The organism is Parenemella sanctibonifatiensis, from assembly GCF_002250565.1.
Taxonomy (GTDB): Bacteria; Actinomycetota; Actinomycetes; order Propionibacteriales; family Propionibacteriaceae; genus Parenemella; species Parenemella sanctibonifatiensis.
Genome location: NZ_NMVJ01000009.1, coordinates 15,001 through 40,063 on the forward strand (window position 1 = coordinate 15,001; position 25,063 = coordinate 40,063).

Genomic DNA, 25,063 nt, shown 5'->3' on the forward strand with positions numbered 1-25,063 from the left:
GGTCGCTCGCCAACCTCAGCGGACTGTAGTTGTGCAGGTCATTGGGCCCATTTTGGCTGCGCAACCGCACGGGACTGTAGTTATGCAGGTTGTGGCTTGGAAGGGTGCCGGGGACGGCGGTAGGCCCGTACGCCCACGCCGAGGCCCGCCGCGTACGGCCCCGACCCAACGCAAAGGGCCGGCCCACGCGGACCGGCCCTCAGAAGCGTGGTGGATCAGACGTCGCCCTGCAGGGCGACCAGGACCTTGCCCGACGCCTGCGAGTCGTGCGCCACGGCAAATGCCTCGTGGACATCCTTGGCGGCGAAGGTGTGGGTGAGGATCTGGTCGATCTCGGGGTGCTGATCGAGGATGCCGATGGCCTCCTCGACCTCCGCGTCGAAGCGGAAGGAGCCGAGGATCTGCAGTTCCTGGTTGACCAAGCTGGCCAGGTTCAGCTGGATCGGGGCGTTCGGCAGGATGCCGACCTGGACCAGGATGCCGCGTGGCTTCAGGCCGTTGATGCAACCCTGGACGGAGACCGGAGCCGAGGAGCACTCGAGCGCCACGTCGAAGGTCTTCGCGGGGATCTCGGCCTCGCGTACGTTGATGACCTCGTCGGCGCCGACCAGCTTGGCCCGCTCCAGCGGCCCGTCGAGCACGTCGGTCACGGTGACCTTGGCGGCCCCCTTGACCTTGGCCGCGAAGGCAGTCAGCAGGCCGATCGGGCCCGCGCCGGCGACCAGCACGTTCTTGCCCTCGACGCCGGTGGTCTCGCCGTTGGCCTGGACCACGTTGTACGCGAGGTTGACGCCGTGCAGCGCCACACCGAGCGGCTCGGCCAGCGCGGCGCGCTTCTGCGGCAGGCTCTCGGGCAGGGTGAGGATCGAATCGCGACCGATGATCAGGTAGTCGCTCATCGCGCCCTGACGGTGCGGGGTGGTCGCCGCGCTGCCGAGGTAGGACCCACCCGGACGCAGGTGCCGCAGGTTTTCCATCCCCTCAACATCGGGGCCGAAGCCGGCCGGATGCACGGTCACGGGCGTGCCCTGGGCGTACGTTCCGGACGGATCAGCGTCGATGCGACCGGACAGTTCGTGCCCGGGGACCAGCGGTTCGGTGATGGTGAACGCGCCGTTGGCGCCGTTCTCGTAGTAGTGCATGTCGGATCCGCAGATGCCGACGTAGTCGATCGCAATCCGGACCTCATCGGGCCCCGGCTGGGGCACCTCGGTGTTCGCGACGATCATGTCCTGTTTGCCTCGAATAACCACGCTCTGCATACGTATGATCCTAGTCCCTCGCACGGAATTGACCGAGCCGCGACCAGCCGACGACCCTGTGTCGAAAAGTGGACATGTCCAGCTACGATCAGGAACGTGAATCGGCAGGCAACAGTGGGTTTGATCGGTCCCGGACGCATGGGCGCGCCCATGGCATCCAACATTCTGGCCGGGGGTTTGGGCGTCCATGTGATGGCCCGACGGCCCGAAGCGGCCGCGGAGCTGGTCGACCAGGGCGCGACGGTCGCCGCACGCGCTGCCGACCTTCCCGCCGCCTGCGCGACGGTGCTGGCCGTGCTGCCCGACCTGCCGCAGCTGCAGCCGCTGCTCGAGGGCCCCGACGGCCTGTACGCCGGAGCCGCGGCCCACCCCGAACCGACGGTGCTGGTCATCTGCTCCACCTCCTCACCCCAGGGTGTGCGTGACCTGGCCGCCGAAGCGGCCGAGGCGACCAACGGGCAACTCCGGGTCGTCGACGCGCCGATCAGCGGTGGCGAGGTCGGCGCCCAGAACGCTCAGCTGGCGATCATGGTTGGCGGCGCCGAGGAAGACATCCAGCAGGTGCTGCCGGCCCTGGCCCACTGCGGCACCCCCACCGTGATGGGTGCGCTGGGCAGCGGCGAGGTGGCCAAGGCCTGCGGCCAGCTCATCGTCGCCGCCACCATGGCCGCCGTCGCCGAGGCGTCGGTGCTGGCCGAGTCGGCCGGCCTGGACATCTCGGCCCTGATGGACGCGCTCGGTGCCGGTCTGGCCGATTCGCGGCTGCTGCAACAGAAGCGAGACAAGATCGTCAACCGCGACTACAGCACCACGGGGGCGCTGGCGTACATGCGCAAGGACCTGGGCTTCGCCAGCCAGGAGGCCGCCGTCCACGGCACCGAACTGCAACTCACCGAGAAGCTGCGCGAGATGTACGGCCAGGTCGTCGACGCCGGTCTGGGCGAACAGGACCTCGCCGTCATTCACCATTTTCTTCGGGAGCAGCGGTCGAACCCGACTCCAGAACATCCCTGAGTTCACGCAGTTCGGCGATGATCAGCTGACGATGTCGAGGGGTCAGCCCTGCCCGCGGCAGTGACGCCCCGACCGCCAGGGGAGTGTTGTGGCGGCCGCCACGCTCCACCCGCACCGCAATACCGACCACTCCTGGGTTGGTCTCGCCCTCGTCGACGGCAAAACCGCGGGCCCGGGTGCGCTGCAGCTTGCGCAACAGCTGGGGCAGATTGGCCGTGGACTCACTGGTCCACATCGGGAACTTGTCCGGGCCGCTGTAGCGCTCGCTCACCTCGTCATCGTCGAGCCCTGCCAGCAACACGGTGCCGACCGCGGTGATCGCCGCAGGGAACGAGTCACCGGGCGCCGCCGACACGAACAGCGGCGAGCGGCCAGTGTGGCGGGTCAGATAGAGCACCTCGGTGCCGGCCAACGCGGCCAGCTGGACCAGCTCTCTGCTCAACCCGTAGAAGGCTTGGGTGGCGTGCCGGAACTCGGCTGCCACGTCATAGCTGCGCAGGAAGCCCGACGCCAGGCGCAGTACGCCAGCGTCCAGGCTGTACCGGGACCGCTCGCGTCGCACCAGACCGGCGGCCTCCAACGAGGTCAGCAGGCCCAGGGTCGAGGATTTGGCGAGGCCGAGCCCGCGGGCGATCTGGCTGAGGCCCATCGGCTTGGCCTCCTCGGCGAGGAGGTGCAACAGATGGCCCGTGCGACTGGCTGCTGGCGAACCGCCGGCCGGGACCACCGGCTGGGGGGTGACGGTTTCGGCCATGTCAGTAGAACTGCACCGTGTCGACAAGGTTGCGGAGCTCGACGCCGTCGAGCAGACGCCCGGCGTTCTCGGCGAACAGCTCGGCGATGAGGCGGTCCTCGTCCGCGTGCAGGGCAGCGGTGTGCGGGGCGATGACGACCTGGGGGAAGGACCACAACTCGGAGTCGGCCGGCAATGGCTCGACCGCGGTGACGTCCAGAGCCGCGAAGCTGACCTGGCCGCTGTGCAGTGCCTCGATCAGGGCCGGCTCGTCGATCGCATTGCCACGGCCGACGTTGGCGATGATGACGCCGGGCTTGGCGGCGGCCAGCTCCGCGGCGCCGATCATGCCGGCCGAAGCAGAGGTGCCCGGGACCGCGGCGACGATGGCGTCACAGTCGGTGACCGCCTCCAGCACCTGGTCGGTGCCATAGACCTCGACCGCGCCTTCGGTCGGCTGCGGGTGGGAGCGTACGCCGACGACCTCGGCGCCCAGGGCGGTGAAGGCCTGTGCGATGCCGCGGCCGATGTGACCGAGCCCGACCACGCAGATGCGCATGTCGAAGACCTGCTTCATCGGCCAGCGGGTCGGCCAGGAGCGTTCGGCCTGCAGCTTCTGCAGTCGGGGCAGTTCCTTGGCGCCGGCCAGCACTCCGAAGAGTGCCCACTCGGTCAGGGTGCGGCTGTGGGCGCCGGCCGAGGTGGTCCACTTGATCCGATCCAGGTCGGCCTGCTCGAGGCCAGCGGCCTTGATCTGGGCGCCGCCACCGGCGGCCATGGTCTGCACCCAGCGCAGCTTCGGGTTGCGGCGCACCGTCTCGGCCAGCAGGGCCGGATCGGTGTCGGGGATGCCATAGAGGGCTTCGGCCGAGTGGACCAGTTCCTCAAAACGGGCCTGCTGCTCTGGCGTACGCCGGAAGTCGGGATCCCCCTCATGGTCGCCGACCCAGCGCATGGGCGGCAGCAGATCCTGCTCGACCACCAGGTCGATGCGCGGCTCGCGCTCGGTGAGCAGGTCACACAGCTCCGGCTCGAGCGGGGTGGCGATGACAACACGAAGACGAGAAGTCATGGAGGGCTCCAATGGGCGTACTGAAGGATGGGGGTGAGAAAAGCCGGAGCCGGGCGGGGCGCAGGACACCCGCCCGGCTGCGGGTCAAGGGGATGCCTGTCAGGGAACGAGCCCGGCCAGGCGGGGGAGGAAGAGCGACAGATCGGGCACGAACTGGATGAGCAGCAGCATCGCGATCAGGGCTCCGAAGAAGGGCAACATCGGCTTGAAGACATCTTCGACCTTCTGTCCGGCGACGCGAGCGCCGACGAACAACACGGGTGCCGATGGCGGTGAGATCACCGCGATACACATGTTGAAGGTGATCATGATGCCGAAGTGGACCGGATCGATGTCGTACTGCTGGACAGCGATCGGCAGGAAGATCGGCGTGAAGATCAGGATCGCCGGGGTGGCGTCCAAGGGGATGCCGACGATCAGCAACACCACCATCATGATCAGCAGGAAGACGACTTTCGAGTCGGTGATCGACACCAGCCACTCGCCGAGCAGGAAGGGAATGTCGGCGTAGGTCATCGCGAAGGACATGATGCTGGACAGCGCGATCAGGAAGACCACCACGGAGCTGGTCCGGGTCGCGTTCAGCAGCAGCTTCGGGAAGTCCTTGACGGTCACCTCGCGATAGATCATCGAGAGCACCAGGGCGTACACCACAGCGATCGCTGCACCCTCGGTCGGGGTGAAGATGCCGCCGACGATGCCGCCGATCACGATGATGATCAGGCCCAGGCTCGGGATCGCCTTGAGGAAGATCTTCAACCCCTCGACGAAGGGCGGGAAGCCCGCGCCGCGGAGCTCGGGACGCTTGCGGGCGTAGAAGAAGATGACCACCATGCAGGTGAGCATCCAGAGCAGGCCGGGGATGTAGCCGGCCAGGAACAGCGCACCGATCGAGGCCTGGGAGACCAGACCATAGACGATGAGCGTGTTCGACGGCGGGATCAGCATGCCGGAGGGAGCCGCGGAGATGTTGGCCGCCGCGGCCCAGCGCATGTCGTAGCCGGCCTTCTTCTGGGCCGGGCTCATGATCGCGCCGACCGCCGACGCACCCGCCAACGACGAGCCGGAGATCGATCCGAAGAGCGCGTTGGCGACGATGCTGGTCTGCGACAGGCCACCGGGCATCTTGCCGGTGAGGGCCTTGGCCAGATCAATCAATCGCTGGGCGATACCGCCCTGGTTCATGATGGCGCCAGCCAACACGAACAAGGGGATGGCCAACAGTGGGTAGGAGTCCAGACCCGTGTAGATCTGCTGGGCCGAGTCATCGATACCCAGCCGCGGGCCCATCAGGATCATCATCGAGATCGCCGACGGCAGGCCGATGGCCACCGAGACCGACACGCCGATCGCCATCAGGGCAAACATGCCCACGATCATGATCGTGCCGACGAGAAGAGCTGTTTCTTCCATGATCAGAGCCCTTCCTCAACGATGTCGTCGATGTCCATCTCATTGGGGTCGGCGACCTCAAGCTTCTCCGCAGTGATCGTCTGCAAGATCGAGACGACCTCGTAGAAGAGGATCAAGGCGCCCGTGATGGGCAGCACCAGGTACAGCACGCCCTCGGTCACCGGGAGGAGCTGAACGGTGTCGGCCCACCGGTCCATGACGATGCCGCTGCCGCCGTACACGAGGATGACGCCCGCGAAGGCAGCCACGATCAGGTGAGCGAGGATCTCGACCGCCTTGGCGAACTTCTGCGGTACGCGCCGGACCAAGAAGTCGATGGCGACATCGTCCTTCTCGCCGATCACGTACGCCGCACCGATGAGTCCCTGCCAGATGAAGACGATCCGGCCGGCCGCCTCACTCCAGGGGCTGCCGGAGTGCAGCACCTGGCGTACGAATACCTGCCAGACCACCAGCAGGACGAGGGCGGCGAACAGTGCGATGCAGAACCAGCGTAGAAACACGTCTACGCCGGACTTGACTTTCAAGACGGCTTCCATGGCTCTCCTGATCGGGCTGCCGTGGGTGGATGGGGTGGGACCGAATCAGGCCGGGTTGGCCTGGTTGGCGGCGTCGACCGCGTCGGCGAGGGCCTGGCGCACGTCGTTGTTGATCGACTGCTCGACCAGCGGGGCGACGGCGGTGCGGAAGGCCTCGGAGTCGACGTCCTCGATGAACTCGGCATCCACCTCCTTGGCGGCGGCGATGGACTCATCGATGAAGGTCAGGAAGCCTTCGTTCGCCTCGACACGAGCCTCTTCGGCGAGCTCGAGGAAGACCGTGCGGTCCGCCTCTTCCATCTCGTTGAGCTTGTCGGTGTTGATGAGGAGGTAGTCGGGGATCATCAGGTGACGGGTGTAGGAGTAGAACTTTGCCACCTCGTCGTGCTTGAGCGCGTGGAAGACCGTCTCGTTGTTCTCCGCGCCGTCGAGGACGCCGCTCTGCAGAGCGGTGTAGACCTCGCCCTGACCCATCGGCGAGGGGATGCCGCCCATGAGTTCGAGCATCTTCACCTGGGAGTCGGACTGCTGGACGCGGATCTTCATGCCGCCCAAGTCGGCCGGGGTACGAACGGCCTTGCTGCCGTAGACGTTGCGGACGCCGGCGAACAGGGCCGACAGCACGGTGATCCGCTTGGATTCTTCGATGGACTTCTTGAGATCCCCCATGACGGACTCATCGCTGAAGACCGCGTCCTGCGCCTCGATGCTGGCGAACATGTAGGGGAGGTTGAAGACGATGAAGTCCGGGTTGAAGGACTCCATCACCGGGCCGCCGATGTACATCATCTCGACGGTGCCCGCCGAGACGTTCTGGACGACCTCGTTCTGGCTGCCGAGCTGCTCATTGGCATACACCCGGATGCCGTAGCGGCCATCGGTGCGCTCCTCGAGCTTCTCGCCCATGTTCTTCGCAGCGATGTACTGCGGGTGCTCCTCGGTCTGATTGAAGGCCAGGCGGAAGGTGGTCTTGCCACCACCGCCACCGCCGGCTCCGTCGCTCGAGCAGGCTGCGCCGAACGCGACGCTCATGCTCGTGAGGCCGGCCAGCAGTGCAAAATCCCTGCGCTTCATCGCGGTACTCCTTGTGTTGCTTGGTGCGGGTGAGGCGTGTCTCGGGAAGCCCCCTCTTCGCGGGCCCGGTTCACGTTGCCGAACGGTGTTCAGCTGGCCGTAACTTCACCACCAGATTGGGTGAGCGTCAACCCCGCTCAACTGCCGAGACCAAATTGTGATCGTTCGGGTCTTGACTTCCGAGGGGCCAAGTTTCGGGTGGTACGCCCGAGTACACGTTTACTGTCGGGGTAAATGTCCTGAAACGCCGATGCAGGCGTCAATTCAGCCGATTGGGCCTCGGGTGAGGTTGGCCGAGGAATCTCAGCTGGAAGCGCTCTCCATCGGGCGCACCAAGGTCACCAGGGCGTTGCTCAGCTGCTGTTCGATCGTCTCGGTGCGGCCACGGGCGTCGGTGCGGACGAAGGTGAACAGCGAGGCGAGGATGGTCAGTGCATCGGCCGGCTCGATGGACAGTTCCAGGCCGCTGTCGGCCAGGGCTTCGGTCAGCATCGTTCCGATGACTCCGGCGATGCCGGACTCGGCCTCGGCGAACACCGTCCGAAATTCCGGCGTACGCAGGGCGTGCAGCCGGAGCTCCAAGGTCAGGATCCCCCAGTCCGGTGACATCGCGTGGACGTCCATGAACAGGCGTACAGCGGCGGGGATGTCATCGATGCCCACACCTGTCCCGGCCGTGGCCTCGGCGAGCGCGCCTTGTGCCCGCTGCAACTGTTCGGCGAACCAGTGGCGTGCCAATTCCGCCATCAACTCGTCCTTGTCGGCGAAATTCGAATAGAACGCGCCGCGGGTGAAGCCGGCGGTTTCGCAGATGTACTCGACCGAGGCGGCGGCGACACCGCGCTCCACGATTGCCTCCTGGGCGGCGATGATGAGCCGCTCACGGGTCTGCGCCCGGCGGTTGCTGATCGTCGTCTCGGCCACGGTGGTCCTCCTGTTCTGGATCATCACTCTAGCGGTTTTGGATACAGAGGTGTATCGGATACGATCGCGTATCGGATGCAGCCCCGTATCCCCTTGACCTCGGTTTGTGGCAGGAGTGTCCGTGTCGTCCTATCTCAATGACCTCGCCCGTTGGTGTGCCCAGCGCGGCGGCCGGGTCCTTGCCGCAGTCCTCATCTTGGTGGGGGTGCTCGCCGGTGTCGGCGTCGCAGTGATGCAGCCCTTTGACGACGGCTTCGAGGTCCCCGGTAGCTCCTCCCAAGAGGCCTTCGACCAGCTCGGTATGACCTTCCCCGAGGTACAAGGCACCCGGGTGACCATGGTCATCGTGGCTCCCGAGGGACAAACCATGGACGATCCGCAGTTGCGGCAGGCAGTCGCCGACCGACTCGACCAAGCTCAGGACGAGCTTGAGTATGTCGACACTGTGCTGTTGCCCTGGGACGAGTTAGCCGCCGGGGCGATCTCCGAAGACAACCGGGCTGGGATGGCCAACCTCACCCTGTCGGTCCAGGGCACCGAACTGACCGACGCGAACCGAGATGAGCTCTTCCAGCTCTCCAAGGACGTTGAGGCGGAGGTGCCGGGGGCGACCGTACGCATGGGAGGTGATGCCTTCTCCACCCAGGTGCCTAAGCTCAGTATCGTTGAAGTCGTCGGCCTCGGTGTCGCCTTGGTCGTGCTCGTCATCACCCTCGGGTCGCTGCTGGCTGCGGGGATGCCGTTGGTGATGGCGATCCTCGGCGTCGGCGCCGCGGTATCGATGATCCTGCTGACCACCGCGATTCTGCCGGTCAACTCCACCACCCCAATGCTGGCGGTGATGCTGGGCTTGGCGGTCGGTATCGACTACGCCTTGTTCATCCTGTCCCGGCACCGAGATCAGCTGAGTGAGGGCATGCCGGTCGAGGAATCCATCGGCCGCGCCGTCGGCACCGCGGGGTCGGCAGTCGTCTTCGCCGGGGTCACCAACCTGATCGCTTTGCTGGGGCTGTCGGTCGCCGGCATCCCGTTCCTCACCGTGATGGGCATCTTCGCCGCTGTGGCGGTGGCCTTCGCGGTGCTGCTGGCCATCACCCTGTTGCCCGCCATGCTGGGGCTGGCCGGGGAGCGACTGCGGCCCAAGCCCCGCAAGGCCAAGAAGAACGCGGCACCGAAGGATCCTCACAAGTCCGTGCGGAGCCGCTGGGTCCGCGCCGTCACCAAATGGCCGCTGGTCACCGTTGTGATCGTGCTGGTCGCCCTCGGGACACTGAGTTACCAGGGCAAGGACCTGCAGCTGGCGCTGCCGAACGCCGGCCAGGCCTCGACGGAGAACGAGGATCGGCAGGCCTGGGACCTCATCAGCGATCACTTCGGCGTCGGTTGGAATGGCATGCTCGTGGTGAGCGTGGAGCTCGTCAACAGCGACGATCCATTGGGGGTGATGGAGGACCTCAAGTCCGAGATCGAGCAGCTGCCCGGCGTGCAGGAAGTGCCGCTCGCCACCCCCAACATGAACGCGGACACCGGCATCGTGCAAGTCGTCCCCACCACTGGGCCCGACGATGAGCGGACCAATGATTTGGTGTTGGCGCTGCGGGAGCACGAACAACAGTGGCAGGAGCGCTACGGGGTCGCCACGGCCGTCACCGGCTTCACCGCGATCGCCTTGGACGTCTCCACGCAGCTCGGCGAGGCGCTGCTGCCCTTCGGGATCTTCGTGGTCGGACTGACCTTGATCCTGTTGACCATCGTGATGCGATCGATCATCGTCCCAATCAAGGCTGCCCTGGGTTATCTGCTGTCGGTCGGCGCCGCCTTCGGCGCGGTCACCTTGGTTTTCAACAAGGGCATCGGCGGCGAGCTGATCAACATCCACGAAGGCGCCGCGGTGATCTCCTTCCTGCCCATCATCGCGATGGCGCTGCTGTTTGGCCTCGCGATGGACTACGAGGTGTTCTTGGTGGCGCGGATGCGCGAGGAGTATGTGCACGGCCGAGGAGAGCCCAAGGATCGGGCCCGCAAGGCCGTCCACGACGGCTTCACACGCTCCGCCAAGGTGGTCACCGCTGCCGCGGTGATCATGTTCGCCGTCTTCGCCTTCTTCGTCCCTGAGGGCATGGGCGCGATCAAGCAGGTCGCCTTTGCGCTCGCTGTCGGCGTGGCGGTCGACGCTTTCATCGTCCGAATGACCTTGGTCCCAGCGGTGATGCAGCTGCTCGGCCAATGGGCTTGGTGGACGCCGACCTGGCTCGAGAAGCGGATGCCGCACTTCGACGTCGAGGGCGAGGCGATCGAACACCAGGTCGCGATGGCGGATTGGCCCGCCCCCGGCGACACCCACATCCTCTACACCCGCGGCCTGTCGGTCAGCGACGACACCACCACCTGGTTCCGCAACGTCGACCTGGCCCTGCAGCCGGGCGAGGTGTTGGTGGTCCGCGCCGATCCGGAACCGCGGCTGGCGCTGCTGCTGGCAGTCTCGGGCCGTCTCAGGGCCAACGAGGGGGAGGCCAAGGTCGCCGGTTTCTTACTTGCGAGTCAGCCCCACAAGGTACGCCGGGCGGTCACCCTGCTCGACGCGGCCGACGCGGAACTGCCACGCCAGCTCAGTCGGGCCGCCAGCATGCAGGCGCCGCTGGTCATCATCAACGGGGTCGACATCGCGCCCTCCAGCCACCGCCAGGCCATCGCGGCGTACGCCAGTCAGCTTGGTCGCAGCGCCCTGATCTTGGGGGTCCAGGAGGAGTCCGATGCCGCCGCTCTGCTGCCGCAGGGATATTCGGTGATCGACCTCGGTCCCGGACCCGACCAGACCCCACCCGACACCAACTCCAGTCAGCTCGACTCCACTGCCGCGCCGCGTGAAGGAGCACACGCATGACCAGCAATTCCCTGACCACTTTTCTCGGCACCAGCCTCCAGAAGGCGCTCGTGCTGCTGCTGGTGCCTGTGCTAGTGGCCGGCGGCATGCTGTGGGCGACCTGGGGTGCCGGCGACCGGCTCAGCAATGTTCAGGCCGCCGTCGTCAACCTCGACGAGGGCGCTGAGATCGACGGGCAGCCGGTGCCGCTGGGCCGGCAGCTGACCGCCAACCTGGTTGACGGCCGACCCGATGACCAGGTCAGCTGGGAGATGGTGACCGAGGAGGAGGCACGCGACGGTCTGGAGGCCGGACGCTATGCCGCGATGGTCATCATCCCGCCGGACTTCTCCGAGTCTGCATTGTCCTTCAGTGGCCCGGCTGAGGATGCGCGCCAGGCCACCATGGAACTGACCGTGTCGCCGCTGGCCGGAGTTGCGGACGGGCTGATCGCCCGGAACCTTGCCGACGAGGCGACCGTTGCGTTCAACCAGTTCCTCACCGAGGACTTCCTCGACAACATCTTCATCGGCTTCAACGACATGGGCGACCAGATGGGCGACTCCGTCGACGCGGCCCGACAGCTCGCCGACGGTTCGGAACAGTTGGCCGGCGGTGTCGGTGAACTCGACGAAGGCGCTCAGCAGCTCGCCGAGGGCATGGGCCAACTCCGCGCTCCCGGTGAGCAACTCACCACCGGTGGCAGCGAGCTCGCCGACGGCGCCGACCAGCTCTCCCAGGGCCTGCAGCAGCTGGCCGACGGGACGGCGGGGCTCCCGGCCCAGGGGCAGCAGTTGGCCGACGGCATCCAGCAGCTCGACAGCGGGATGCAGCAGCTGGCGCAGGGCACGCGCGCCAGCGCCGATGGTGCGGCTCAGTACAACCAGGGCGTCACGGCGTACACCGGCGGTGTTGACCAGCTCAGCACCGGACTGGAGGCGTACGCCGGGGGTGCCCGCGAGTTCCAGCAGGGGTTGGATCTCTATTTCCAGCAGACCAATGAGGCGATCCCGCTGGAGGAGATCGCGGCGATGCTGGAGGGGCTGGATGAGTTCGCGGTCAACGGCGAACAGCTCGCGATCGGGCTGAACCAGCTCGCCGACCGGGCCGACATTGCCGCCGATCAGCTGGAGCAGCTGTCCGGGCAGTTGGACGGACTGCCGCAGGAGCTCGAGGGTGCGGGTGATGAGTTGCGGGCACTGATCGCCCAGCAGCAGGGCATTGCCGACGGTTCCGGGGAGGTCGCCTGCCCGGCGGCCGTCCGCGAGGAGCTCGGCGAGGCCGGCTGCGCCGGTTTCGAGTACGGCGCCCGCGCCAACGCCCAGCTGGTCGTCGACATGCTCGCCGATGCCGACCTGGCCGAGCTGGATGCGCTGCTGGAGCGGGTCACCGAGCTGGCCGCCGGGGTGGACGAGCAGCTCAGCACCGCCATCACCGGCCTGCGCGAGATCGCGGCCGGCGCTCGCCAGTTCTCCGGCATGCTCGCCGGGATGGGCGAGATCGAGATCGATCCGGCCGAGATCGCCGCTGGCATGGAACAGCTCCAGGCCGCCCAGCAGCAGCTGCTCACCGGTGCCGAGGGGCTCGCCACCGGTGCCGAGGAACTGTCGGGTGGCGCCAGCGAGCTGAGCGCAGGATCGGAGCCGCTGCGTACCGGCGGCACCGAGCTCGCCAACGGCTTGGACCAGCTGGCCGACGGCGCCGACCAGGCGGCGTCCGGTTCGTCGCAGCTCAACGCCGGCGGTCAGGTGTTGGCCACCGGGATGACCACCCTGTCCCAGGGCATCAGTCAGACCGCCACTGGTGGCACCGAGCTCAGCACCGGGCTGCGGACCTACACCGATGGTGTCGGGCAGTACGTCGAGGGCGTCAACCAGTCCGTCGACGGGGTGGACCAGTTTGTGGTCGGGATCCAGGAGCTGCGGAGCGGCGCGGACCAGATCGCCGACGGCAACCGTCAGTTCGCCGAAGGCCTGGAGGAAGGTATCGACGCGATCCCGACCTACTCCGACGCGGACCGGGAGACCCTGACCAAGGTCGTCGCCTCACCGGTGAACCGGGACGGCGACGCCGGTGCCCAGATCGGCGCCGGTTGGGCGTCGCTGCTGGTCGCGCTGGGGCTGTGGCTGGGTGCCATGGTCACCGCACGACTGGGTCGCAGTGAGCGAGATCTGCTCACCTCCAACCTGAGCAACGGCGCGCTGCTGTGGCAGTCGCTGCGGCCGGGGCTGCTGATCGGCGCCGTGCAGGCGCTGCTGGTCGGGACGATCGCGGTCTTCGCCATTGACGTGACGCCGCTTCAGGCGATGGGCGTGGTGCTGGTGTCGCTGCTGGCGAGCGTGACCTACGTGACCGTCAACCGGGCGCTCAGCAGCCTGTTGGGCGGCTGGGGGACCGCGATCGCGGTGGCGATCGCAGTGGTCGGCGTCGGTGCGGCGCTGACGGCGTCCGCGCCAGGATTCTTCCACGGGCTGGCCCCGATGTTGCCCTTCGATCCGGCGCTGGAGGCGCTCCGGGCCGCGATGACCTCAGGCTCGGGCCTCCCGGTCGCGATCCTCGGCTCAATCGGTTGGATGATTCTGGGGGTGGCCGGCTCCTGGCTGGCGATCCAGCGCAAGCGCCAGCTGTCGCCCGGCGATCTGAGCCGGGTCGGTATCTGACCAACAATCGCGCCCCAGCGGCGGCTCGGTCCCCTTGCCGGGTGAGGTGGCGCGCAAGACGTGCAGTCGCTGCGTGCGGCGGCCCGAATGAGGGGGCCTCAACCAATCGACTGCACGCCATGCGCGCAGATCCGAACAGAAGCGCCCCGCTCGGGCAGGCTCTTCCTGCGGCGTCCGCCGTCAGCGGCCCCAGGTGCGGTCGGCCCAATCGAGCCAATTGGCCCAGTCGAAGGGCTGCACGTCGTGCTTGCCCTCCCTCAGGTGGTAGGCCAGCACGCTCCCGTCAGGATGGAGCCGACCGTTCGGTTCGGGGAAGGCATTGCTGATCCCCGCATCGCCGTACCACTGCCAGACCCGGGAGGCCTCAGCCAGGCTTGCCAACTCGCCTTCGGGGTCGGCCCACAGGTCCTCGGTGGCGCTGGACACATAGATCGGCCGCGGTGCGCTCAACGCGATCAGTAAGGGCTGGTCCAGCTCCAGCGGCCGACCGGCGCTGACCACATTGGAGAAGTGCCGACCGAACCAGTAAGGCCGAACGTGGGCCAGCACCAACGCTGTCTCGCCGACGGGGCGGCTCAGCGCGGCGCCCAGAGCACCGGAGTTGTTGGAGATTGCCGCGGCGAACCGCTCGTCGCAGGCGCTGGCCCACAGAGCCGTCTTCCCCAACCGGGAATGACCCACCGCGCACACCCGCGAAGGGTCGATCTCGGCGAGCGGGCCGTGCCCGATCTCGTCCAGCACCCGGCTCAGCACCCAGGCCCACAAGCTGATCGCACCGGGCGCCTCCATGTCGCGGTTGTGGAGCCCGCCCTCGGCAACCACGGGATAGAGGCCTTGCTCGAAGGTGGTCGCATCGTCGGGACCGACCTGGCGGTAGCAGAGTGTGACTACTGCATAACCCCGCGCCCGGGCCGCATCGAGGTCCCAGCGCCGGGCGTTCTCGCCGCGCTTGCTGGGCTCGCCAGCCTCGTAGAAGATCTGGCCGACCTTCTCGCGGGGGTGCTCCTCGATCCGCCACACCTGCGGGTCATCGGTACAGGCGTGGTTGCCCTTGAAGTTGTGGCCCAGAAAGGCTGGCGCCGGCTGCTCGGCCGAGGCCCCGGCAGGCAGGTCCACCAACAACACCGCGGACCACCGGGCCGGGTCGCCGTGCTCCGGCTGGGCAGCCAGGTGCAGAGCGACCTGCCGGCGTACGCCGCCATCAGGCAACGCAGTCTCGGTCAACAGTTCGGTGGTCGCGGCGGCCTCGACGGTGGGTTGGTGGCCATAGATCTGGCTCGCCCACCGTTCGGCAACGGCGGCGCGCTCGGCCTGCCAGGTCGGGAGGGTGTCGGGCCATGCGACGGGGTCAGCCTGAACGGTCATCGATGAATCCTGTTCCTGAGAGCTTGCCCCGGATGCTAGCGGAGCGGCGGTGCCGTCATCCTTGCTGATGCTTACGCCGACCATCCTGCCCGGCACGCAACCCCGTGAGAATGCCCGGGGATTGCCCTCAGGTACCGATCGCGACCACGCCCGCGCGATAGCCTGACCGCATGAGCGGAGTCACCCTGAACATTCAGGCCGACCAGTGGCGCAGCCACCTCGATCGCTACGCCGATCGGGTGCCGGGCGTCGTCCCCGTCGCGAAGGGCAACGGCTACGGTTTCGGGCTGGCGCGGCTGGCCCGGGAGGCCGAGCGAATCGGGGCACCCCGGCTCGCGGTTGGGCTGCCCTCGGAGGTCGACCAGGTCCGGGAGCACTTCTCCGGCGACATCGTGGTGCTGACGCCCTGGCGTCCCGACGACCACGAAGCCGTACGCCTGGCACGCGACCCCCGCATCATCCTGACCGTTTCGCGGCTGGCCGACCTGGATGTCCTCACCAATTTGGGTGACGACCTGCGGCCGCGGATGCTGATCGAGGTGCAGACCTCGATGCTCCGCCACGGCATCAAGGCCGACAACCTGCCCGGGCTGGCCGAATGGTTCGACCTGGTCACCTTCGAGGGCTGGACCATTCACCTGCCGATGGGGGACACCCTCGCCGAAGCCAAGGAGCTGACCGCCCAGGCGATCGGCGTACGCCGGGCTCCGGTCTGGTATTCCCACCTGGACTGGGCGCAGGCCGTCGACCTGAGCCATGAGCATGGTTTCGAACCGCTGCTGCGGGTCGGCACTGCGCTGTGGCTGGGGCAACGAGAGGCGCTACGCACCACCGCGACCGTGCTCGATGTCCATCCGGTACGCCGCGGCTCGCGGGCCGGTTACTGGCAGCACAAGGTGCCCGGCGATGGCTGGATCGTCGTGGTTGCCGGTGGCACCGCCAACGGTGTTGGGCTGGCGGCGCCCAGCCCCGGCAAGAACGTACGCGGCCGGGCCGTGGCAGCCGCGACCGGTGGCCTGGAGGCGCTGGGCCGCGCGCTGAGCCCGTACACGATTGCCGGCAAGAAGCGCTGGTTTGTCGAGCCGCCCCACATGCAGTCCTCGCTGGTCTTCCTGCCCGGTGACGTGGAGCCACCGGCCGTCGGTGACGAGGTGCCGGTCGAAGTGCGCCTGACCACCGCGTCGGTGGACCAGACCCTCGAACGCTGACGGGCACGTCACCCGGCTCACAGCGCAACAACGACGGGTCTGGCACCCGCAACGACAGCGGGCTGTCGTTGTGCAGGCGCATGTCGGCTCAGCCGACCAGTCGTGCCTCCAGCGCCGCCTGGTCCTCCTCGGTCCAGCCCATGCCCGCCATCATCTGTGCCAGGCCGCCCTCGGAGACCGGACCGTACTCGGCTTCGATGTAGTCGATGAAGGCCTGCATCGTCTCCGGCCGGGTCAGGTGTGAATCCATCGGCCGGCCGGCCAGACCCTTGCCATAGATGGGATTGCGCATCATCCGCTCCACCACCGCGGGCACCCGCTCACTGCTGAGGGCGTAGTCGGCGACAACGGCGTCCGGGTCAGCACCGACCAGCAGCAGCGCCAGCGCGATGGTCACGCCGGTGCGGTCCTTGCCAGCGGCGCAATGCACCAGAGTGGCGCCCTCGCCGTGCGCAATGATGCGCAGCGCGGTGAGCACCTCGGCCGGCCGGTCGGCCAGGAAGCCGAGGTAGGTGCTGACCACCGGATCGGTCACCGGCACCGAACCGCGCGGCTGGAAGGGCAGCGCGTTGCCGATGAGTTCCGCGGCCTCGTCGAGATTGGTGACACCTTCCAGCCCGACCTCGTTGAGGTAGGACAGCGGATGCACCGTCATGCCGTCCTCGTCGACCAGCGGGCTGATGCCGACATGGTGGCGTTCGAACGCCGAACGCAGGTCGATCACGTCCCGTAGCCCCAGCTCGCGCAGCTGGGCGATGTCGTCGGCGGTGAGGTCCTGCAGGTTGTCCGAGCGCAACAGCTGGCCGGAGCGGACTTCGCCCCCGGAGACGAGTGGCGTACCGCCCACGTCGCGCAGATTGCTGAGGCCTTCGAGTTCAATCCATTGCGGCATGCTGTTAGCTTAGGCCCCGCCTCAGCGGCGCTTGAGATAGAGCTGGAAGGCCTTGTGGAGGATCGGGTTGATCGGCAGATCCCACTCGCCGAGGTATTCGACGGCCTGTCCGCCGGTGCCGACCTTGAACTGGATCAGGCCCAGCTCGGAGTTGGCCTCGGTGAGCCCCTCGGTGATGCCGCGCATGTCGTACACCTCGGCGCCGGCAGCCTTCGCATCGCGGATCATCTGCCACTGGATCGCGTTCGACCCGCGTACTTCACGCTTGGCGGTCGAGGACGCCCCGTAGGAATACCAGCAGTGCTTCTCGACGCGGACCCACGTGGTCGCTGCCACCAGATCACCCTCGTGCTCGGCCAGATAGAGCCGGATCCGGTCGGGGTCCTCGGCGCGCAGCGCGTCCCACATGGTTTCGAAGTACGCCAGTGGCCGGCCGGTGAAGTGATCGCGTTCGGCTGTCTCCTGATAGAGCTCGTGGAATCGCGCCAGGTCGCCGCGATCCCCTTGGCGTACCTCGACGCCGAGCTTGCCGGCCTTCTTGATGTTGCGGCGCCACAGCTGGTTCATCCCGGCGAGGATTTCGTCCTCGCTGCGGCCGCCGATCGGCAGCCAGAAGTTGAAGCGGGGCTGGCCGGCGCCGAAGCCTTCATCGACCCGCTGTTCCTTCCAGCCGAGCCGATTGAGGGAGTGGACCAGCCGGGCGGCCGCGAGATTGTCCACATCCGGCGTTGCATTGCTGAGTCGGTCGACGGACTCGTCGGCGATGCCGGCCTTGATGGTCTCGGCCGACCAGCGGCGATGGACCAGCGTGGGACCGATGCGTACGCCGAAGGCCCCTTTCTTGCGACAGTGGCGCTTGAGCGCGGTCAGGCACTCCTCGACCCGGTCGCCACCCCAGTCCAACACCGGCCCCTCGGGCAGGTACGCCAGCGAGAGCTTGGTCCGCGGGATCGAGCGGTAGAGGATCAGCCCGACGCCGACCAGGGTGTCGCCGTCGACGAAGCCGATCGACTCGCCCCGCCAGTCGGCCTTGACCTTCGCCCAGGCCGGCGTCTGCAGGAAGCTGGTCGTGCCGTTGCCCTCGGTGATCGTCTGGTCGGCGAGGAAGCCGAGGTGCTCCGCCGCGGTGATGCTGCGCACAGTGATCGTCACGGCTCTGACCCTAGCCCAGCGGCCGCCGCGGATTCCGCAACGCAGCCGTGCGGCGGCAACTCCCCAGGACAGGGCTGACCCCCGGTCGGATGGGGGATCGACGCACGTCGCCGGGTAATAAGGGGGGCCGGGCGAATGCGGATGACAACCGGGGGTCAGCGCGAAAGAATCTATCCGATATCTGGCGTAGCGCAAGCGCCGGTACTCCCGCCCGTACAAGCAATTCCGCTCGCTGGACCAAGCTTGGCACCGGTTGCGCGCCACCGGTTGCAGGACTCAGTCGTACCGTGCCGCGGGTGCGCATGATCCGCGGGGCGTCGCAGTTCAGTCCGACAGTGCCTGTGCGGTCGCTCGTGCCGCATCCGGCAGCGCCTCCTCGATCCGCTGCAACGCCCGTTCGTCATGGGCTGCGGACAAGAACCACGCTTCGTAGCCGCTGGGCGGCAGCGCCACCCCGGCAGCCAACATCGCATGGAAGAAGACCGGATAGAGCCGCGGGTCCTGGGTCTGTGCCTGGGCATAGTTGCGTACGCCGGTGCTCGCCGGACCTTCACCGAGGAAAATCGAGAAAAGGCTCCCGGCGTGGTTGAGGGTGTGCGGCACCCCGGCCTCGCGCAGGGCGGTCGTCGCGGCCCTGGCCACCCGCGCGGCGGCGGCATCGATGTCGTCGTACGCCGGCTGGTCCGCCAACCGCAGCGTCGCCAGTCCGGCGGCGGTGGCCAGCGGGTTTCCCGACAGCGTGCCGGCCTGATAGACCGGCCCGGCGGGCGCGAGTAGCTCCATCACCTCGGCGCGGCCGCCCAACGCGGCCAGCGGCATCCCGCCGCCGATGACCTTGCCGAAGGTGAACAGGTCCGGCGCCCACCCCTCGGGCCGGCCTTCCAAGCCCCACCAGCCGGCCGGACCGACTCGAAAGCCGGTCAGCACCTCGTCGAGGATCAGCAGGGCCTGATGTTCGCTGGTGAGGCGGCGCAGTTCGGCGTTGAAGCCGGGTGCGGGGGCGACCACGCCCATGTTGGCGGCGGCCGGCTCGGTGATGACGGCTGCGATCTGGTCGCCGTGCTCGGCGAACGCCGCTCGAACGGCCTCCACGTCGTTGTAGGGCAGCACCATGGTCTCGCCGGTCACTGCAGCCGGCACCCCCGCCGAACCGGGCAGTCCGAAGGTGGCCAGGCCCGAGCCGGCCTCGGCCAGCAGGGCGTCGACGTGGCCGTGGTAGCAGCCGGCAAACTTGATGATCACGCTGCGATCTCGGCCGGCGGAAAGCGAGGCGGCGCCGCGCGCCAGGCGTACGGCTGTCATCGTCGCCTCGGTGCCGGTGGAGACCAGCCGGACCCGTTCAGCGGCTGGCACCCGCTCCCGGATCGCCTCGGCGAGCTCGACCTCGGCCACCGTCGGGGCGCCGAAACTCAACCCTCGAGCGGCCGCGGCCTGGACCGAGGCAATCACCTCGGGGTGGGCGTGGCCCAGCAACGCCGGACCCCAGGAACCGACCAGATCGACGTACTCCCGGCCCTCGACGTCGGTGACCAGGTAGCCCTGGGCGGAGTGGATGAAAGGCGGCACGCCGCCGACCGAGCCGTACGCCCGGACCGGCGAGTCGACGCCGCCCGGGATGATGCCCCGGGCACGGTCAAAGACGGACTCGTTGCTGGTGGTGGGGTTGGTCACAGGCTGTCCTTCCAACGGCCGGCCCATTCCAGGGCCCAGTAGGTGGCGATGATGTCGGCGCCGGCTCGCTTGATGCTGGTGAGGGTTTCGTCGATGACGCGGTCCCGGTCAATCCAGCCGTGCAGCGCGGCCGCCTCGACCATGGCGTACTCCCCGGAGACCTGATAGCTGGCGACCGGGACCGGGGCCGCCTGCGCAACATCGCTGAGCACGTCGAGGTAGGCGAGTCCCGGCTTGACCATGATCACATCGGCGCCCTCGGCGATGTCGAGCTCTGCCTCCAGCAGGCCTTCGCGACGGTTGGCGGGGTCCTGTTGGTAGCTGCGGCGATCGCCCTTGAGCTGGGAGTCGACTGCTTCGCGGAAGGGGCCGTAGAAGGCGCTGGCGTACTTGGCGGCGTACGCCAGGATCCCGGTCTGGGTGTGGCCCGCGGCGTCGAGCGCGGCGCGGCAGGCGGCGACCTGGCCGTCCATCATCCCGGACAGGCCCAGCAGGTGCGCCCCGGCCTCGGCCTGGGCCAGCGCCATCGAGGTGTAGCGGTCCAAGGTGGCGTCGTTGTCCACGGTGCCGTCGGTGGCCAGCACGCCGCAATGACCATGGCCGGTGTATTCGTCCAGGCACAGGTCGGAGACGATCACCAGGTCCTCGCCCACCTCCTCGGCGAGCAGTCGCAGGCCGCGCTGACCGATGCCGTCGGGGGCGTCGGCCGCCGAACCGGTGGCGTCGTGGGTCTCGGGCACCGCAAAGAGCATCAGCCCGCCGATACCGGACTCCGCAGCCCGGACCGCCAGGCGGCGCAGGGAGTCCGGAGTGTGCTGCTGAACGCCGGGCATGGAACTGATCATGATCGGCTCGCTGATCCCTTCCCGGAGGAAGACCGGCAGGATCAGGTCCTTGGGGTGGACCCGGGTCTCGGTGACCAACTCGCGCAGGGCGGCGCTGCTGCGCAACCGGCGGGGGCGGCGCTCGGGGACGGTGCTCACGACTGACTCCTCATCCTGGGGTGGAGGCTCTCACGGTAGTCGCGCCACCTGAGCCACGGCGTGGGTGATGCCGGCCGGGGTTGGTTCGGTGGCAACGGCGGCGACGGGCAGGCCCAGATCGGTCAGGTCCGCGGCGGTCGTGCCGCCGATGCTGACCAGGTCGGTCGTGACCGGTGGCTGGCCGAGCTGGTCCAGCATTGCCCGGGCCGTCGAACCGGCGGTCACCACGATCACGTCGGGCCACGGCTCGGTGAGGCGACGGCGGACCTGTGGCGACAATGGCATCGGTTCGGGGGCGTACGCCGGTAGCTCGGTCACCCGCCAGCCGGCCTCGCGCAGCGCATCGGGCAAGGTCGGGGCGGCCGCCACGGAGCGTGGCAGCAGCACCGAGGTGGGCGGGTGGTCGGCGATCAACCGAGCGGCCAGGTCGGCGGCGGTGCCGCCGCCGATCACGGTCGGCGTCAGGCCAGCTGCCCGTGCCGCTGCTGCCGTGCCGGGGCCGACCACACCGAGCTTGCTGGCGCGGGCAGGGCTGCCGGGGCCGAGGCTGGCGGCGGTGTGTCGGACGGCTGCCGGGCTCGTCAGCAGCACCCATTCGTGGTGACCCAGCAAGTCCGGTGCTGCCAGCCATTCCTGCAGCTGGGGCGAGGAAACGGTCCGGGTCAGCGGCACCGCCTCGACCGTCGCAATCTCGGCGACCGCCACGCAGATCGGGTCGTCCGCGGGTCGGGGAACGAGCACCCGTACGCCGGTGGCGCTCACCCCAGCACCAGCCCAACGATCACGATCGATGCAGCGGTGACCATGATCAGCCGATCAGCTGGTCGGCGCCCTGGCCCAGCAGTTCTTCGGCGACCAGCTTGCCCAGTGCGGCGGCGCCCTCGGGGGTGGCGTTGCCGCTGGCCTGGCTGCGGTACTGGTCAGTGCCGTCCACCGCGACCACGGCGGCATCCAGGTGGAGCCGGCCGTCGTGGACCTCGGCGTACGCCCCGACCGGTGCGCTGCAGCCGGCTTCCAGCGTGGCCAGCAGCGCCCGTTCGGCGGTGATCGAGGCCCGCGTGTCGGCGTCGTCGAGGGCCGCCAGGGCGGCCAGGAGGTCCTGGTCGGAGAGGTCCTCGCGTACCTCGACCGCCAACGCTCCTTGGCCAGGGGCGCCCAACATCACGGCGGGCGGCAGCGCCTCGCTGATCGCGTCGTCGAGGCCGAGCCGACGCAGTCCGGCACAGGCCAGCACCACCGCGTCGAGGTCCTGCTCGATCCGAGCCAGCCGGGTGCCGACATTGCCGCGGATCGCCACGACGGTCAGATCAGGACGCAGGGCACGCAGCTGGGCGGCCCGGCGCGGTGACCCCGTGCCGACCCGGGCACCGTGCGGCAGGTCGGCGAGCCGCAACCCGTCCCGCGAGCACAGCGCATCGCGAGGGTCCTCGCGGCGAGGATGGGCGGCAAGTCGCAGCCCCGGCGTCGGCGCGGTCGGCAGGTCCTTCAGGGAATGCACCGCCAGGTCCACCTCGCCGGCCAACAGTGCCTGGCGCAGCGCGGCGGCGAAGACGCCGGTGCCGCCCAGGCTCGCCAGCGGTGCCGTCGAGACGTCACCCTCGGTGCGGATCGTCACCAGTTCGTACGCCGCGCCGTCACGGTGACGGACGAGGCGGTCGGCGGTCTGCTTGGTCTGGGTGAGGGCCAGGGCGGAGCCGCGGGTGCCCACCCGCCACGGTGCGGTCATGGTGTCCTCGTCTCGGTCGGGGATGGGGAGGTGGGGAATGTCGTGGTCGGGCCAGTGGGCGAGAGCGCGTCGGCGATCCGGTCCGCCAGCTGGAGCGCATGGCTGACCACCGGCAACAGACCGTTGCCCGCGACCCAGCGCCCGGCCAGGTGGATGCCGCGCGCGGCCAGCGGTGCCGCCAGCTCGCCGAGTCGCCCGCTGGCGGCCGGAGACAGCGGTGGGCGTTCCCCGGTCCAGCTGGTGACGTCGGAATCGATCAAGGTCAGCTGCTCGTTGCCGAGTTCTCCCAGCAGCTCGGCCAGCGCTGCCAGGGCATCGTCGACGGTGACGTGGGAGGCCCGGTCGCCGCGGTAGGACAACCGGACCACGTGCTGACCGGCCGGCAACTGCAGGCCGGACCACTTGGCATTGAGATGAGTGATCGCGGTCGGAGCGACGCCGTCGTGCCCCACCAGCAGTGCACCGCTGCCGAACGGCTGCTGGTCCAGTGCCGGCGCCGTCACCAGCAGGCTGAGGTGACGTACCGCTGTTGCCGGGGCCAGCAACGCGGCCGCGTCAGACGCCACCGAGTCGGCCACGTTCGCGAGCAGCTGCACCGCCGAGCTCGCGTCGGTGGCGATCACCACGACCTCAGCGTCGGCGCCGCCCTCGGTGAGGTTGCCTGTGGTGCTCAGCAGGATCTCGCCGCCGGCATCGGTGATCGCAGCTGACAGCGCCTCGGGCAACTGCCACAGGCCGCCGGTCACGGTGCTAAGGGCGGCGGGCTGCCGCGCCCGGTGCCGGGACACCGCAGCTGCCAACGACCCCAACGCGAGGGTGTCGGCGTACAGGCCGGGTGACAGTCGATCCAGCGGTAGGTCCTCGGGTGCGGTGCGGTGGATGGCCGTGACCATCGGGCGCACCAGCCCGTCCAGCAGCGCGGCGCCATAGCGGGCGGTGACCGCGCCGGCGACGTCGGCGGGCAGGTCCCGCACCGGACGGCGATCCAGGGCGGCAGCATCGCGGGCGGCCGGCTCGCCGATCGCAGCCACCACGGCCGGATCGAGCGGATCGGCCGGGATCCCCATGATCGCCTCGGCCGGCATCCGGACCAGTGAGTGATTGCGTGGGCCGGCGCCCGAACGCCACACCGAGGTCGGCGCCGCCGGTGATTCGGTCGACAACCCCAGCTCGGCGCACAGGTCCGCCACGACCGGGCTGCGCAGCGCGTACGCCTCGGCCCCGGTGTCGACCCGGACGTCGGTGCCAGCGCCGGTCAACCGGGCCGAGCGAATCACGCCGCCGACCCGGTCGGTGGCCTCGACCACCCGGACCTGGATGCCGCGGCGCTGCAGCGCGTACGCCACCGTCAGCCCGGCGATGCCCGCACCGATGACCCGGACGCTGCGCACGCCAGAGGTGCTCACGCCACGTCTTCCCCGTGGACGTAGGCGACCAGTCGGGTGAGGACGTCGGGGTCGGTCTGCGGCGGCACGCCGTGGCCCAGGTTCAGCACGTGGCCCTGGGCCAGGCTGCCGCACCTGATGACATGGTCCACGTGCGCGCGCAGCCGCGGCCACGGGGCAAACAACGCGGCCGGGTCGATGTTGCCCTGCACCACGACCGGACGGGTGATGCCCTGCTCCTCGTACGCCGCCCGGATCCGGGTGGTGCCGAAGTGCAGGTCAACGCGATGGTCCATCCCCAACGCCTCGGCGCTGCCCATCATCAGCTCCAGGAAGTGGTCGGTGTTGGTGCCGAAATGGATCCGCGGCACCCGACCCTGGACCCGGTCCAGGATCCGCTCGGAGTAGGGCATCACGTACTGCCGGTAGTCCTCCATCCGGTTCGAGCCCGCCCAGGAGTCGAACAGCTGCACCGCATCGGCGCCGGCATCGACCTGGGCGGACAGGAAGTCGCCGCCCAACTCGGTGACCCAGTCCATCAGCTCGTGCCAGGCCTCGCGGTCGGCGTACATCATCGTGCGCGCGGCGAGGTGGTCGCGCGAGGGCTTGCCCTCGATCAGATAGGCGGCCAGCGTGAAGGGGCCGCCGGCGAAGCCGATCAACGGGGTGCCGAAGTCACCGATGGTGTCGAGCTCGGCCTTGGCGATCCGGATCGCTTCCTGGATCGGGGCGACGTCCTCGAGTCGGCGCGAGGTCAGCTTGCGCAGCTGGCTGCGGTCCGAGATCGCCTCGCCGAAGACCGGGCCCACACCCGGCTCGATGCGGACGTCGATCCCTGCCAGCTTCAGCGGGACGACGATGTCGGAGAAGAAGATCGCGGCATCGACCTGGTGGCGGCGTACCGGCTGCAGCGTCAGTTCGGCGGCCATGTCGGGCCGCAGGCAGGCGTCCAACATGGCGGTCTCACCGCGGACCTGGTGATATTCGGGGAGCGACCGGCCAGCCTGCCGCATGAACCAGATCGGGGGCCGGTCTGGTTGATCGCCGGCCAGGGCGCGCAACAGCGGCGGTGCGGTGGGCGGCGGCAGGGGTGGGACAAGACGAGGCTGGAACACAGGGAGCAGTCT

Annotated in this window: 20 protein-coding genes; 4 read left to right on the forward strand and 16 right to left on the reverse strand. The window is 68.6% G+C overall.

Annotated elements, in window-relative coordinates; translation table 11 throughout:
- Window positions 1-215: 215 nt before the first annotated feature.
- Window positions 216-1,262: a zinc-binding dehydrogenase gene (locus tag CGZ91_RS10680; RefSeq protein WP_094455041.1), complete on the reverse strand. Its 1,047-nt coding sequence runs from the start codon at window positions 1,260-1,262 to the stop codon at window positions 216-218.
- 114 nt (window positions 1,263-1,376) lie between these two features.
- Between CGZ91_RS10680 and CGZ91_RS10685 the strand changes: the two genes are divergently transcribed.
- Window positions 1,377-2,276: an NAD(P)-dependent oxidoreductase gene (locus CGZ91_RS10685; RefSeq protein ID WP_094455043.1), complete on the forward strand. Its 900-nt coding sequence runs from the start codon at window positions 1,377-1,379 to the stop codon at window positions 2,274-2,276.
- On the opposite strand, the gene CGZ91_RS10690 is transcribed toward CGZ91_RS10685, so the two are convergent.
- From CGZ91_RS10690 to CGZ91_RS10715, 6 genes are all read right to left on the reverse strand, one after another.
- Window positions 2,221-3,030, reverse strand: coding sequence for an IclR family transcriptional regulator (locus CGZ91_RS10690; RefSeq protein ID WP_094455045.1), 810 nt, complete (start codon window positions 3,028-3,030; stop codon window positions 2,221-2,223). The two genes, CGZ91_RS10685 and CGZ91_RS10690, sit on opposite strands and share 56 nt — an antisense overlap.
- Window position 3,031: 1 nt before the next feature.
- Window positions 3,032-4,081: a D-2-hydroxyacid dehydrogenase gene (locus CGZ91_RS10695; protein WP_094455047.1), complete on the reverse strand. Its 1,050-nt coding sequence runs from the start codon at window positions 4,079-4,081 to the stop codon at window positions 3,032-3,034.
- 99 nt (window positions 4,082-4,180) lie between these two features.
- On the reverse strand, window positions 4,181-5,494 hold the full coding sequence (locus CGZ91_RS10700) for a TRAP transporter large permease (RefSeq protein WP_094455049.1): 1,314 nt from the start codon (window positions 5,492-5,494) through the stop codon (window positions 4,181-4,183).
- Window positions 5,495-5,496: 2 nt separating this feature from the next.
- Window positions 5,497-6,033: a TRAP transporter small permease gene (locus tag CGZ91_RS10705; protein WP_094455051.1), complete on the reverse strand. Its 537-nt coding sequence runs from the start codon at window positions 6,031-6,033 to the stop codon at window positions 5,497-5,499.
- 45 nt (window positions 6,034-6,078) lie between these two features.
- The gene (locus tag CGZ91_RS10710) at window positions 6,079-7,107 is read right to left on the reverse strand and encodes a TRAP transporter substrate-binding protein (protein WP_094455053.1); all 1,029 of its coding nucleotides are present in this window, start codon (window positions 7,105-7,107) and stop codon (window positions 6,079-6,081) included.
- A gap of 303 nt (window positions 7,108-7,410) precedes the next feature.
- A complete protein-coding gene (locus CGZ91_RS10715) occupies window positions 7,411-8,031 on the reverse strand; it encodes a TetR/AcrR family transcriptional regulator (RefSeq protein WP_229116580.1) in 621 nt (206 codons plus the stop codon).
- A 121-nt stretch (window positions 8,032-8,152) separates the two neighbouring features.
- Between CGZ91_RS10715 and CGZ91_RS10720 the strand changes: the two genes are divergently transcribed.
- Both CGZ91_RS10720 and CGZ91_RS10725 read left to right on the forward strand, forming a co-directional pair.
- On the forward strand, window positions 8,153-10,915 hold the full coding sequence (locus CGZ91_RS10720; protein ID WP_094455057.1) for an MMPL family transporter: 2,763 nt from the start codon (window positions 8,153-8,155) through the stop codon (window positions 10,913-10,915).
- Window positions 10,912-13,554 (forward strand): YhgE/Pip domain-containing protein, encoded by a 2,643-nt coding sequence (locus tag CGZ91_RS10725; RefSeq protein WP_094455059.1) that lies wholly within the window; start codon window positions 10,912-10,914, stop codon window positions 13,552-13,554. Before CGZ91_RS10720 ends, CGZ91_RS10725 begins: the two co-directional genes overlap by 4 nt.
- Window positions 13,555-13,734: 180 nt before the next feature.
- On the opposite strand, the gene CGZ91_RS10730 is transcribed toward CGZ91_RS10725, so the two are convergent.
- On the reverse strand, window positions 13,735-14,919 hold the full coding sequence (locus CGZ91_RS10730) for a glucuronyl esterase domain-containing protein (protein WP_094455061.1): 1,185 nt from the start codon (window positions 14,917-14,919) through the stop codon (window positions 13,735-13,737).
- A 170-nt stretch (window positions 14,920-15,089) separates the two neighbouring features.
- Between CGZ91_RS10730 and CGZ91_RS10735 the strand changes: the two genes are divergently transcribed.
- Window positions 15,090-16,127: an alanine racemase gene (locus CGZ91_RS10735; RefSeq protein ID WP_094455063.1), complete on the forward strand. Its 1,038-nt coding sequence runs from the start codon at window positions 15,090-15,092 to the stop codon at window positions 16,125-16,127.
- 88 nt (window positions 16,128-16,215) lie between these two features.
- On the opposite strand, the gene CGZ91_RS10740 is transcribed toward CGZ91_RS10735, so the two are convergent.
- The 8 genes from CGZ91_RS10740 to hemE form a co-directional block, all read right to left on the reverse strand.
- Window positions 16,216-17,019 carry a tyrosine-protein phosphatase gene (locus tag CGZ91_RS10740; RefSeq protein ID WP_094450391.1) on the reverse strand — a complete coding sequence of 268 codons (804 nt, stop codon included), beginning with the start codon at window positions 17,017-17,019 and terminating at the stop codon, window positions 16,216-16,218.
- A 21-nt stretch (window positions 17,020-17,040) separates the two neighbouring features.
- On the reverse strand, window positions 17,041-18,171 hold the full coding sequence (locus tag CGZ91_RS10745; RefSeq protein WP_094455065.1) for a lipid II:glycine glycyltransferase FemX: 1,131 nt from the start codon (window positions 18,169-18,171) through the stop codon (window positions 17,041-17,043).
- 324 nt (window positions 18,172-18,495) lie between these two features.
- Window positions 18,496-19,842 (reverse strand): glutamate-1-semialdehyde 2,1-aminomutase, encoded by a 1,347-nt coding sequence (hemL, locus tag CGZ91_RS10750; protein WP_229116581.1) that lies wholly within the window; start codon window positions 19,840-19,842, stop codon window positions 18,496-18,498.
- Window positions 19,839-20,825 carry a porphobilinogen synthase gene (gene hemB, locus CGZ91_RS10755; RefSeq protein ID WP_094455069.1) on the reverse strand — a complete coding sequence of 329 codons (987 nt, stop codon included), beginning with the start codon at window positions 20,823-20,825 and terminating at the stop codon, window positions 19,839-19,841. The genes hemL and hemB overlap by 4 nt, the downstream gene beginning before the upstream one ends.
- A gap of 30 nt (window positions 20,826-20,855) precedes the next feature.
- Window positions 20,856-21,587, reverse strand: coding sequence for a uroporphyrinogen-III synthase (locus tag CGZ91_RS10760; RefSeq protein ID WP_179229324.1), 732 nt, complete (start codon window positions 21,585-21,587; stop codon window positions 20,856-20,858).
- A 46-nt stretch (window positions 21,588-21,633) separates the two neighbouring features.
- Window positions 21,634-22,551 carry a hydroxymethylbilane synthase gene (gene hemC, locus CGZ91_RS10765; protein WP_094455073.1) on the reverse strand — a complete coding sequence of 306 codons (918 nt, stop codon included), beginning with the start codon at window positions 22,549-22,551 and terminating at the stop codon, window positions 21,634-21,636.
- Window positions 22,548-23,957, reverse strand: coding sequence for a protoporphyrinogen/coproporphyrinogen oxidase (locus CGZ91_RS10770; RefSeq protein WP_179229325.1), 1,410 nt, complete (start codon window positions 23,955-23,957; stop codon window positions 22,548-22,550). The genes hemC and CGZ91_RS10770 overlap by 4 nt, the downstream gene beginning before the upstream one ends.
- Window positions 23,954-25,051, reverse strand: a complete 1,098-nt coding sequence (hemE, locus tag CGZ91_RS10775; protein WP_229116582.1) for a uroporphyrinogen decarboxylase — start codon at window positions 25,049-25,051, stop codon at window positions 23,954-23,956. The genes CGZ91_RS10770 and hemE overlap by 4 nt, the downstream gene beginning before the upstream one ends.
- Window positions 25,052-25,063: the final 12 nt, after the last annotated feature.